The sequence below is a fragment of the Streptomyces sp. NPDC038707 genome (assembly GCF_040636485.1).
GTDB lineage: Bacteria > Actinomycetota > Actinomycetes > Streptomycetales > Streptomycetaceae > Streptomyces.
The window spans coordinates 144,223-155,096 of record NZ_JBEZUP010000009.1 but is presented as its reverse complement, the minus strand read 5'-3'; the positions used below and the strand labels follow the sequence as shown (position 1 = coordinate 155,096).

Genomic DNA, 10,874 nt, shown 5'->3' with positions numbered 1-10,874 from the left:
GCCCGGCCCGGCCCGCCCTGCGCCCGGGCGTGCACCGGGGCGGAGTGCGGCAGGGTCTCGACGGTGGCCCGGCTGCGCTCAACCCGGCGGGTGGCCTCCCGGTCGTGCGGGTCCAGTCCGACCGCCGTGCCGGTGACCGGGCAGCCCTGGTCCCGGGTGGCCCGCGCGGCGGCCTCGGCGGCGAACCGCCGGACCGGTGCGCGCACGGCCGGCAGCACCGGTCCGGGTGCCGAGGCCGGCCCGGATTCACTGAACCGTTCCGTCGAGAAGCCTGCCGGTCAGGACACCGTGCGCACCTCGTACACCGGGATCCGCACCGACTCGTCGTCCAGGCAGGCGCCGCTGAGCAGGTCGAAGCGCTGCTTCAGCAGGGGAGAGGCCACGAAGGGGCGCCCCTGGTGGGTGCCGGTCAGGCCGCGGGACAGGACGGCCGCCCCGGTGAACGGGTCGCGGTTGCCGACGGCGTACAGCCGGTCCGCGCGGTCCCGGAAGAGGGCCGCCTGCCGGCCGTCCGGCAGCAGGGCCGCCACCCCCCGCCCGGGGACCAGCACGCTCAGGTCGCAGACCGTGAACCAGCCGTCCGCGAGCTGGAGCTGGACCTTCAGATCGGTCGTCTCAACTGCCAGGGTCATCGCTGGGCGCTTCCTTCCAGGACGTCGTCGGCGGGCCGCAGCCCGATGGTCAGCAGCGGCAGGTCGGGCTTGATCTGGTCGCGCTCGGGGACGAAGGAGACCACCGGGTCGGGGGTGTCCGGGGCGTTCACGAAGGACACGAACCGGGCGAGCTTCTCCGGGTCGTTGACGGTCTCCGCCCACTCGTCCCGGTAGTGCGCCACGTGCTCGCGCATCAGCCGCTCCAGCTCGTCGCAGATGCCGAGCGAGTCGTGCACCACCACGTCCCGTACGTGGTCCAGGCCGCCCGGGATGCGCTCCAGCCAGGTGCTGGTGCGCTCCAGCCGGTCGGCGGTGCGGATGTAGAACATCAGGAACCGGTCGATCAGCCGGACCAGTTCGGCGTCGGACAGGTCCTGGGCGAGCAGGTCGGCGTGGCGCGGGGTGGCGCCGCCGTTGCCGCCGACGTACAGGTTCCAGCCGTTGGCGGTGGCGATCACCCCGAAGTCCTTCGACTGGGCCTCCGCGCACTCGCGCTGGCAGCCGGAGACCGCCGACTTCAGCTTGTGCGGGGACCTCAGGCCCCGGTAGCGCAGCTCCAGGTCGATCGCCATCCGCACCGAGTCCTGCACGCCGTAGCGGCACCAGGTGGAGCCGACGCAGGACTTCACCGTGCGCAGCGCCTTGCCGTAGGCGTGCCCGGACTCGAAACCGGCGTCCACCAGCCGGGCCCAGATCAGCGGCAGCTGCTCCACCCGGGCGCCGAACATGTCGATCCGCTGGCCGCCGGTGATCTTCGTGTAGAGGCCGAAGTCCCGGGCGATCTCGCCGATCACGATCAGCTTCTCGGGCGCGATCTCCCCGCCGGGGATGCGCGGCACCACCGAGTACGAGCCGTTCTTCTGGAGGTTGGCGAGGAAGTGGTCGTTGGTGTCCTGGAGCGCGGCCTGCTCGCCGTCCAGGACGTAGCCGCTCGCGCCGATGGCGGGGGCGAGGGAGGCGATGATCGAGCCGACCGTCGGCTTGCACACCTCGCAGCCCTCCCCGCCCCGGGCGCCCTCGCGGCCGTAGCGGTCCAGCAGCTCCCGGTACGACGTGACGCGCAGCGCGAAGACGATCTCGTACAGCTCCTCGCGGGTCTGGGCGAAGCAGCCGCACAGCCCCTTGTCGACCTCGACGCCGGACGCCTCCAGCTCGGCGGTGACCAGCTGGCCCAGCACCTTCACGCAACTGCCGCAGCCGGTACCGGCCTTGGTGCACTTCTTCACCTCGGGCACGGTGGTGCACCGGTGCTCGGTGACCGCGCCGCGGATGGTTCCCTTGCTGACGTTGTGGCAGGAGCAGATGATCGCGTCGTCCGGCAGGGCGGACGGGCCGAGCTGCGCCCCCGAGCCGGCTCCGGCGGGCAGCACCAGAGACTCGGGGGAGACGGGCGGCACCGAGCCGGTGAGCGCGCGCAGGGTGCCGTACGCCTCCGCGTCGCCGACCAGGATGCCGCCGAGCAGGGTGCCGTCCGCGCCGATGACCAGCTTCTTGTACAGGCCCGCGCGCGAGTCGGAGTAGACGACGTCCACGCAGTCCTCGGTGGTGCCGTGCGCGTCGCCGAAGGAGGCGACGTCCACGCCGAGCAGCTTCAGCTTGGTCGACAGGTCGGCGCCGGTGAAGGACGCCTCGTCGGCGGCGATGGTGGCGGCGGCCGTCTCGGCCTGCTCGTAGCCCGGCGCCACCAGGCCGTACACCCGGCCGTCGGCGGCCAGCGCGCACTCCCCGATCGCGAAGACGTGCGGGTCGGACACGGTCCGGCACCGCTCGTCCACCGCGATGCCGCCGCGCTCGCCGACCGCGAGGCCGCACTCCCGGGCCAGCTGGTCGCGGGGGCGGACGCCGGCGCTGAACACCACCAAGTCGGTGGCCAGTTCGGAACCGTCGGACAGCTTCATGCCGGTCACGGCGCCCTCGGCGTCCGTCACGATCTCCTGGGTGCCCACGCCGGTGTGCACCGTCAGGCCCAGTTGCTCGATGGTGCGCAGCAGGGCCGCGCCGCCGCCCTCGTCGACCTGCACCGGCATCAGGCGCGGCGCGAACTCCACGATGTGCGCGTTCAGTCCGAGGCCCTTGAGCGCGCCGGCCGCCTCCAGGCCGAGCAGCCCGCCGCCGACCACGGCACCCGTCGTCGCCCGGGACTTCGCGTACTCCTCGATGGCGAGCAGGTCCTCGATGGTGCGGTACACGAAGCAGCCGGCGGCGTCCTTGTTCGGCACCGGCGGCACGAACGGGTAGGAGCCGGTGGCCAGGACCAGGACGTCGTAGTCCACGACCAGGCCCGAGCGGGCGGTCACCTTCCGCGCCTCGCGGTCGACGGTCTCGGCCGGGTCGCCGAGGTGCAGCTCGATGCCGTGGTCCTCGATGAACTTGCGGTCGGTCAGGGACAGGTCCTCGGGGGTCTTCCCCGAGAAGTACGAGGTGAGCTGCACGCGGTCGTACGCCGGACGCGGCTCCTCGCACAGCACGACCACGCGGTGCGTGGCGGTCAGGCCGCGCTCGGCCAGTGCCTCCAGGAAGCGCTGGCCGACCATGCCGTGGCCGACGAGCACGATCGTGGGGGTGGCCCCCAGGGTGGCGGTCATTCAGGAGCCTCCATCGTTGGTGAGCAGGTGCAGCAGGGGCCCGTCGCCGGGGAGCGGCTCCGCTCCCTCCCAGGCGCGGGCGAGCGCGCCGACGGTGCCGAGTTCGCCGACGAGGACCCCGCCGACCAGGCGGTCGTCGCGGACGACGACCTTGCGGTAGGTGCCCCGGGTGGCGTCGGCGAGCCGCACGACGTCGTCGCCGGGGCGCGCCTCGGTCTCGCCGAACGCGGCGAGGTCGAAGGGGGAGCCGGGACCGGTCAGGGTCAGCCGGGTCAGGGAACGGGTGCCGCGGTAGCGTGCGGTGGGGTCGCCGGCGAGCAACTCGGCGAGCGCGTCGGCCTGTTCGAGGGCCGGTGCGGCCAGTCCGTAGACCGTGCCGTCGTGCTGGGCGCAGTCGCCGATGGCGTGGACGAACGGGTCCGAGGTGCGCAGCTCGTCGTCCACGAGGACTCCCTTGCGCACGGCGAGGCCCGCCTGCTCGGCGAGGGCGGTACGGGGCCGTACCCCGCAGGCGAGGACGACGAGGTCGGCGTCGAGGGCGTAGCCGTCGGCCAGCTCCACCGAGCGGACCGCGCCGGCCACGCAGCGCACGTCCCGCACCCGGCACTCGGTGTGCACCTCGACGCCCAGGGCGGTGAGGTGACGGTGCACCAGCCGGGAGGCGTCCGGGTCGAGCTGGCGCTCCATGAGCCGTTCGGCCTGCTGGGCGAGGACCACCTGGGCGCCGCGGACGGCCAGCGCGCGGGCGGCGGAGACGCCGAGCAGGCCGCCGCCGATGACGACCGCGCGTACCCCCGGCCGGACCGCCTCGGCCAGGCCCAGGCAGTCGTCCAGGGTGCGGAAGGCGTGGACGCCCTCGGGGAGCCGCCGGTCGGGCGTGAACAGGCCGCGCAGCGGGGGCAGCACCGGGTTGGAGCCGGTGGCCAGGACCAGCGTGTCGTAGGCGATCGGCATGCCGTCGGCGCAGGTGACGGTGCGGGCGGCCCGGTCGATGCCGGTGACGCGGGTACGCAGCAGGCCGGCCGGCGGCGGGAGGGCGATCACCTCCGGCGCGTACCGGCCGGCCAGCACCTCGGCGAGGAGCACCCGGTTGTACGGCGCGTGCTCCTCGTCGCCGACGAGCAGCGCGGGCGTGCCCAGCTCACCGAGCCGCCGGGCGAGCCGTACGCCCGCGAGGCCGGCGCCGATCACCACCACACGCGTATTCGAGGTCATGTCCCCGAGCGTGCGTCCCGGACGTTACCCGGCGGCATCACGTCTGTTTCCCGGGCGGAACGCTGCCCTCAGCGGAGCGGGGCGGCGGGTGTGAGGGGGCGTGAGCCGGGACGGGACAGGAGCGGTGGGCGCCGGGGCGGGACGGGGCAGGAGCGGTGGGCGCCGGGTCCCGGCGGGTCAGCGGGTGCGCAGCAGCTCCACCAGGCCGGTGGTGTCCTCCGTGCCGTGGCCGTCGGCCAGGCGGCGGCGCATGAGGTCGAAGAAGGGGGTGATCAGTTCCGGGCTCACCCCCTGTTCCTCCGCCGTGCGCAGCAGGGTGCCGGTGCCCGCGACCTGCATCGCGAGGTGGGAGACGACACCGGACGTGTAGTCGCCGGACGCCAGCCGCTCGGCCATGCCGTGGGCCTGGCCGGCCATCGCGGTCAGCCAGGACACCAGCAGCGGGGCGAACTCCTCGGGCGCCACCTCCGCCTCCCGCAGCAGCGCGAAGGAGGTCGTGATCCCCGCGAACATGCCGTACATGCCGGTCAGCAGCGCCACGTCGTGCAGCGCGGCGGACCCGGGGCCGGCGCCGACGTACTCGGTGCCGGCCGGGACGGCGAGGGTGTCCCGGTGCTCCTCGAACAGCTCCCGGTCACCGCTGTAGAACACGAAGGCGCCGGGCGCGCCGATCATCGGCGGTACGGCCATGATCCCGCCGTCCAGCAGCCGGGCGCCCCGCTCGGCGGCCCAGGCGGCGCGGGCCCGGGCGTCGGCGGGGGTGCCGGTGGTGAGGTTGACCAGGTCCCGGCCGGCCAGGTCGGCACCCTCCAGGGCGGCGCCCACCGAGGCGTCGTCCAGCAGGCAGGCCACCACGAGCCGGTTCGCGGCCACCGCCGCCGCCGCGCTGCCGGCGGCCTCCGCGCCCTCGGCGGTCAGCGCGGCCGTCCGCTCCGGCGTGCGGTTCCAGACGGTCAGGGAGTGCCCGGCGGCGAGCCAGGCACGGCCGAGCGCGGTGCCCATGGCACCGGTGCCGAGCAGGGTCAGGGAGGTACGGGGGCCGGAGGAAGGGGAGTTGTCGGTCATGGCGACTAGGCTCCCCGAGGGAGCCACCGCGCATAAGTACGTACTTCGGAGTGGGTGGTTACCCGTGGGGAAGCGTGCGGGTCGGAAGGGGGAAACAGCATGCCGGTGGGACGGCGGCCGGGGGCGTACGTCTGCGGCACCGACGCGGCGATGGACGTCATCGACGGCAAGTGGAAGGTGTCCATCCTGTGGGCACTGGGGGAGGGCACCCGCCGGTTCGGGGAGCTGCGCCGGCTGCTGCCGGGCGTCACGGAGAAGGTGCTCGCCGCTCAGCTGCGCGAGCTGGAGGCCGACGGCATCGTGCACCGCGAGGACTACGCCGAGGTGCCGCCCCGCGTCGAGTACTCCCTGACCGAGGTCGGCGACCAGCTGAACGAGGCGCTGGAGCCGCTGGGCGTGTGGGGGAAGAGACATGTCCTGGGTGTGGAGCCGGCGGCTCGCTGAGTGCGGTCAGCGGCTGCCCGTCAGGTGGGCGAACACCACCACGTTGCCCTGGTAGCCGGTGGTCTTCGAATAGCCGCCGCCGCAGGTGATGACGCGGAGTTCGGGGCGGGGGGCGGCGCCGTAGACCTTGTCGTCGGGGAAGTCGCGGGCCGAGTACACCTCCACCGCGTCCACGGTGAACAGCGCGACGGTGCCGTCCCGGCGGTCCACCTCGACGCGGGCGCCCCGCCTGAGCGCGCCGAGGCGGTAGAAGACGGCGGGCCCGTCGGCGTTGTCGACATGGCCGGCGACGATCGCGGTACCCGTCTCCCCGGGCGTGGTCCCGGCCTCGTACCAGCCGGCCAGGTTCCGCTCCTTGGCGGGCGGGGCGTCCAGGCTGCCGGAGGGGGTGAGGGACAGGCCGGTCAGGGGCGCGTCCACGCGGATCGCGGGGATGCGCACGCGCAGCGGCGGCGAGGGCGCGAGGGCGGGTGCCGCGTCCCGGTCACCGCCGGGCTCGGCCCGGCCCTCGGCGGCCGCCGGCTGCGGCGGGGTCCGCGGGCCGGTGCCGCCCAGCAGCCACGCCCCCGAGCCGAGGGCCGCCACGGTGACGGCGGCTATGACGGCGTCCCCGAGCCGGGCCCGGCGCCCGCGCCCGGCTTGTCCGGTGCCCCGGGTCGTCCCAGCGCGCATGCGCGACCCCTCTCTCTCGGACGGCCCCCTGTCGGATGCCCTCCCCCTCCGGGCCGCGAGGGGCGTCGGACCCGGAGGGGGCGGGATGTGCGGTACCGGTGGACGGACAGCGGAGGGTGTCCGTCAGATCCCGTCGCCTCTCGCCCGGCGATGCAGGAGCCAGGTACCGCCCGCGGCGGCGACGGCCAGTGCCGCCACACCCGCCGTGGTCTGCACGGGGTCGGGGCCGAGTCCGCCGCCGACCCCCGTCTTCACGCTTCCCCGCGGCTGCACCTGCCCGTGCACCGCGTCGAGCGCCACCACCAGGTCGCCCGCCACCTGCCGGTCCCCCTCGGCACACCGGGCGACGATCTCGTACGTGCCCGGCTGGGCGCTCGGCGGCACCCGGAACCGGCCGGCCGTGCGGCCCTCCTCGGCGCCGGGCGCGAGCGGGAAGGTGCCGGCGCCGAGCGCGCCCGCGTCCCCGGTCGCGGCGGCCGGGGACCCGCACCCGGCCGTGCTCACGGTGACCTCGCCGCCGGGTGTCACGGTGGCCGGCCGCACCTCGAGCCGGCCGGCCGGGGCGGCCGTGAGCCGTGCCGACGGGTCCGTGGCGGCCGCGGCGTGGGCGGGCGCCGTGGCGGCCACGGCGAGCGCGGTACCGGCCAGGAGACGGGCAGTGCGTCGCATGGTGCTCCCCAGAGCTTGTCCGACTCGTCCAGGGGTGCGCCCCTGCCCTTCCGAGATAAGTGGCTCGGCGGCCGGACCGCTTGCTGAGGGAGCGTCAGGAATGCGGTGAACGGGTGGCGGTCCCGCCACCCGCCCGGGTGAGCCGGTACGGCGTTCCAGCAGGTCACGGGCGGGTGCGGAGGACCAAGGGGAAGAAGTATGAAGAGAACACGAATGGAGCGGCGGCACCGGTGAACGGGTGACGGGTCGTCATCACGCCCGCCTCCGTCCACCGGCACCGCCGCACCGGCCCGGCCCACGCGGTCGCCCCTTCGGGCCCCGGCCGGGAGCGGGGCTCAGCCCAGCAGCGTCGCCCCGTCCGGTACCGCGATCCCGAACCGCTCCTCCACCACGCGCCGCGCCTCCGCCTCGTCCGTCAGCTCGCGTTCCGTGACCGTGCCGTCGGCGAGGGTCTCGGTGAACCGGGCCCCGTCCAGGGCGAGATGGTGCCCGTCGGGCAGGGTCCGCTGGAGGTAGGGGCGGCGGGTGAACGGGGAGCGCGGGTGGGTGCCGACGTACCAGTTGAACACCTCGAAGTCCTGGGCGGTGAACGGCTCCCGGGTGAACGCGTACTGCCCGGCCCACTCTCCGGCCCGGTGGTCGTACGCCTGCAACTCCCACAGCTCCAGCGGCCCGTGGTGCGGCAGCGGCACCAGCCGGTGCCGGCGTCCGGCGCCCTCGTACTCGGTGCCGGACACCAGCGGCACCGGCAGCAGCAGCGCCCCCGGCGCGCCGAAACCGACGTCCGCCAGGTACGGCCACGGCTCGCCCGCCACCTCCACCTGGAGCATCGCGTGCGTACGCGGCCGGCTGTCCGGTGACCCGGCGCCCGCCGTCACCCGGCCGGCCAGCGGGGTCACCCGGAACCCGAGTGCCTCCAGCGCCAGCCGCAGCAGGGTGTTGTGCTCGTAGCAGTACCCGCCGCGCCGCCCGCGCACCATCTTGGCCATCAGGTCGCCGGCTGCCAGGGAGGGGGCCGCGCCCGTCACCGGGTCCAGGTTCTCGAAGGGCAGCGAGAGCGAATGCGCCAGGTGTACGCCCCGCAGGGTGGCCAGATCGGGCCGCCGGTCGCCCTTCCAGCCGATCCGGTCCAGGTAGGCGTCGAGGTCGTACTGCTCTTTGTCGGACATACCCCGAACCTACGCGAGCCCGCCCCCGCCCACCGCGGGCCCCCGGCCGAACCTCCTTCCGACCGTAGCCCTACGACCGCGGTACGACCTCCACCCGCACCGCGCACGACTTGAACTCCGGCATCCGGGACGTGGGGTCCAGCGCTGGGTTGGTGAGGGTGTTGGCGCGGCCCTCGCCCGGCCAGTGGAACGGCATGAAGACGGTGTCCGGGCGGATCGTGTCGGTGATCCGGGCCGGGGCCACGGCACGGCCGCGCCGCGACACCACGGCCAGCGGGTCGCCGTCGGCCGCGCCCAGCCGGGCCGCGAGCCGGGGGTGCAGCTCCACGAACGGGCCCGGCGCCGCCGCGTTCAGCTCCGCCACGCGCCGGGTCTGCGCCCCCGACTGGTACTGGGCCACCACCCGGCCGGTGGTCAGCAGCAGCGGATACTCCGCGTCCGGCTCCTCGGCGGTCGCCCGGTGCGCCACGGCCACGAACCGGGCCCGGCCGTCCGGGGTGGCGAAACGGTCGAGGAAGAGGCGCGGGGTGCCGGGGTGGTACCCCGCCGCACGCGGGGGGCGTGCGGCGCCGCCGGTGTCCGTCGTCGGGCCGTCCGGGCGGGTGCCGGGGTCCGCGCCGGTGTCCGTCGCCGGGTCGTCCGGCAGGACGTCCAGGGCCGCGTCCTCGCCCTCGGCGGCTCCGCCCGCGTCTCCGTCCCCGGCTGCCACCGCGTCCTCGGACAGGACGCCCGGCTCCCGTCCCGCGCCCCCGGTCTCCCCCTCGCCCCGTTCCTCCGGGCAGGGCCAGAAGACGCCGTTCTCCTCGGCCAGGCGGCGGTAGGTGATGCCCGAGTAGTCCGCCGGGCCGCCCGCGCTGGCGCGGCGCAGCTCCGCGAAGACCTCCTCCGGGTCCGTCGGGAAGCCCTTCTCCACGCCGAGCCGGCCGGCCAGCTCGTGCAGGACGTACAGGTCGCTGTGGACGCCCGGCGGCGGGGCGACCGCCCGGCGGCGCAGCAGCACCCGGCCCTCCAGGCTGGTCGTCGTGCCCGTCTCCTCCGCCCACTGGGTCACCGGCAGCACCACGTCCGCCAGCTCCGCCGTCTCGGAGAGCACCACGTCGGCCACGGCCAGGAAGTCCAGCGAGCGCAGCCGCTCCTCGACGTGCGCCGCGCGCGGGGCCGACACCACCGGGTTGGACCCCATCAGCAGCAGCGCCCGCACGTCGGTGCCGAGCGCGTCCAGGAGCTCGTACGCGCTGCGCCCGGGGCCCGGCAGGCTGTCCGGGTCCACGCCCCACACCCCGGCCACGTGCCGCCGCGCCGCCGGGTCGTCCAGCTTGCGGTAGCCGGGCAACTGGTCGGCCTTCTGGCCGTGTTCGCGCCCGCCCTGCCCGTTGCCCTGCCCGGTCAGGCAGCCGTATCCGGACAGCGGGCGCCCCGCGCGGCCGGTGGCCAGGCACAGGTTGATCCACGCGCCCACCGTGTCCGTGCCCTTGGACTGCTGCTCCGGCCCGCGCGCGGTCAGCACCATCGCCGACTCCGGCTCGCAGAACATCCGTACCGCTTCCCGCAGTCGGGGAACCGGCACCCCGGTGATCCGCTCCACGTACTCCGGCCAGTGGGCCATCGCCGCCGCCCGGGCCTCGGACCAGCCCGTGGTCCGCTCCCGGATGTACTCCTCGTCCGTGCGCCCCTCGGCCACCACCAGGTGCAGCAGGCCGAGGGCGAGGGCCAGGTCGGTGCCGGGGCGGGGCGCGAGGTGCAGGTCCGCCTGCTGCGCCGTCCGCGTCCGGCGCGGGTCGACGACGATCAGCGTGCCGCCGTTCTCCCGCAGTTCGGCGAAGTACCGCAGCGCCGGCGGCATCGTCTCGGCCAGGTTGGAGCCGACGAGGATCACGCAGCCGGTCCTCGGGATGTCCTCCAGCGGGAACGGCAGCCCCCGGTCCAGGCCGAAGGCCTTCATGCCCGCCGCCGCGGCCGACGACATGCAGAACCGGCCGTTGTAGTCGATCTGCGAGGTGCCCAGCACCACCCGCGCGAACTTGCCGAGCGCGTACGCCTTCTCGTTGGTCAGCCCGCCCCCGCCGAACACCCCGAGCGCGTCGGCGCCGTACCGCTCCCGGGTCGCCGCGAGCCGCCCGGCGATCCGGTCCAGCGCCTCGGTCCAGCTCGCCTCCACCAGCCGGCCGCCCTCCCGCACCAGCGGGGCGGTCAACCGCAGGGCCGGGGACAGCACCTCGGCCGCCGTGCGGCCCTTGCCGCACAGCGCGCCCCGGTTGACCGGGAAGTCCGTACGCTCGGTGACCTCGACGCCCCCCTGGGGCAGGGCCGTCAGGTTCATCCCGCACTGCAGGGCGCAGTACGGGCAGTGGGTGGGCGTCGAGGTGTTCTCCATGCCGCCCAGCGTGCGTCCGGTGTGTTAC

9 protein-coding genes and 1 pseudogene are annotated in these 10,874 nt (G+C 75.0%); 1 reads left to right on the top strand and 9 read right to left on the bottom strand.

Annotation, left to right across the window (positions count from 1 at the left end; translation table 11 throughout):
* Positions 1 to 5: 5 nt before the first annotated feature.
* The 5 genes and pseudogenes from AB0E62_RS15180 to AB0E62_RS15160 form a co-directional block, all read right to left on the bottom strand.
* Positions 6 to 233: pseudogene (locus tag AB0E62_RS15180) on the bottom strand (TetR family transcriptional regulator); the annotation flags it as partial.
* 45 nt (positions 234 to 278) lie between these two features.
* A complete protein-coding gene (gene nirD, locus AB0E62_RS15175) occupies positions 279 to 632 on the bottom strand; it encodes a nitrite reductase small subunit NirD (RefSeq protein WP_362192558.1) in 354 nt (117 codons plus the stop codon).
* The gene (nirB, locus tag AB0E62_RS15170; protein ID WP_362192555.1) at positions 629 to 3,238 is read right to left on the bottom strand and encodes a nitrite reductase large subunit NirB; all 2,610 of its coding nucleotides are present in this window, start codon (positions 3,236 to 3,238) and stop codon (positions 629 to 631) included. Before nirB ends, nirD begins: the two co-directional genes overlap by 4 nt.
* The gene (locus AB0E62_RS15165) at positions 3,239 to 4,453 is read right to left on the bottom strand and encodes an FAD-dependent oxidoreductase (protein WP_362192552.1); all 1,215 of its coding nucleotides are present in this window, start codon (positions 4,451 to 4,453) and stop codon (positions 3,239 to 3,241) included. It lies immediately after the preceding gene.
* 177 nt (positions 4,454 to 4,630) lie between these two features.
* Positions 4,631 to 5,518 (bottom strand): NAD(P)-binding domain-containing protein, encoded by an 888-nt coding sequence (locus AB0E62_RS15160; protein WP_362192549.1) that lies wholly within the window; start codon positions 5,516 to 5,518, stop codon positions 4,631 to 4,633.
* A gap of 99 nt (positions 5,519 to 5,617) precedes the next feature.
* On the opposite strand from AB0E62_RS15160, the gene AB0E62_RS15155 reads away from it, so the two are divergent.
* A complete protein-coding gene (locus AB0E62_RS15155; RefSeq protein WP_362192546.1) occupies positions 5,618 to 5,962 on the top strand; it encodes a helix-turn-helix domain-containing protein in 345 nt (114 codons plus the stop codon).
* Positions 5,963 to 5,968: 6 nt separating this feature from the next.
* Here the strand turns inward: AB0E62_RS15155 and AB0E62_RS15150 are convergent, their stop codons facing one another.
* From AB0E62_RS15150 to AB0E62_RS15135, 4 genes are all read right to left on the bottom strand, one after another.
* Positions 5,969 to 6,634, bottom strand: a complete 666-nt coding sequence (locus AB0E62_RS15150) for a class F sortase (RefSeq protein ID WP_362192543.1) — start codon at positions 6,632 to 6,634, stop codon at positions 5,969 to 5,971.
* A 123-nt stretch (positions 6,635 to 6,757) separates the two neighbouring features.
* On the bottom strand, positions 6,758 to 7,303 hold the full coding sequence (locus AB0E62_RS15145; protein WP_362192541.1) for a hypothetical protein: 546 nt from the start codon (positions 7,301 to 7,303) through the stop codon (positions 6,758 to 6,760).
* Between the two features lie 335 nt (positions 7,304 to 7,638).
* The gene (locus tag AB0E62_RS15140) at positions 7,639 to 8,472 is read right to left on the bottom strand and encodes an arylamine N-acetyltransferase (protein ID WP_362192538.1); all 834 of its coding nucleotides are present in this window, start codon (positions 8,470 to 8,472) and stop codon (positions 7,639 to 7,641) included.
* Between the two features lie 70 nt (positions 8,473 to 8,542).
* Positions 8,543 to 10,846, bottom strand: coding sequence for a molybdopterin-dependent oxidoreductase (locus tag AB0E62_RS15135; protein ID WP_362192535.1), 2,304 nt, complete (start codon positions 10,844 to 10,846; stop codon positions 8,543 to 8,545).
* Positions 10,847 to 10,874 lie beyond the last annotated feature (28 nt).

Bases quoted from the DNA above. Each gene is read 5' to 3' on its own strand.
- nirD (WP_362192558.1), bottom strand. From the start codon at position 632: ATGACCCTGGCAGTTGAGACGACCGATCTGAAGGTCCAGCTCCAGCTC.
- nirB (WP_362192555.1), bottom strand. From the start codon at position 3,238: ATGACCGCCACCCTGGGGGCCACCCCCACGATCGTGCTCGTCGGCCAC.
- AB0E62_RS15165 (WP_362192552.1), bottom strand. From the start codon at position 4,453: ATGACCTCGAATACGCGTGTGGTGGTGATCGGCGCCGGCCTCGCGGGC.
- AB0E62_RS15160 (WP_362192549.1), bottom strand. From the start codon at position 5,518: ATGACCGACAACTCCCCTTCCTCCGGCCCCCGTACCTCCCTGACCCTG.
- AB0E62_RS15155 (WP_362192546.1), top strand. From the start codon at position 5,618: ATGCCGGTGGGACGGCGGCCGGGGGCGTACGTCTGCGGCACCGACGCG.
- AB0E62_RS15150 (WP_362192543.1), bottom strand. From the start codon at position 6,634: ATGCGCGCTGGGACGACCCGGGGCACCGGACAAGCCGGGCGCGGGCGC.
- AB0E62_RS15145 (WP_362192541.1), bottom strand. From the start codon at position 7,303: ATGCGACGCACTGCCCGTCTCCTGGCCGGTACCGCGCTCGCCGTGGCC.
- AB0E62_RS15140 (WP_362192538.1), bottom strand. From the start codon at position 8,472: ATGTCCGACAAAGAGCAGTACGACCTCGACGCCTACCTGGACCGGATC.
- AB0E62_RS15135 (WP_362192535.1), bottom strand. From the start codon at position 10,846: ATGGAGAACACCTCGACGCCCACCCACTGCCCGTACTGCGCCCTGCAG.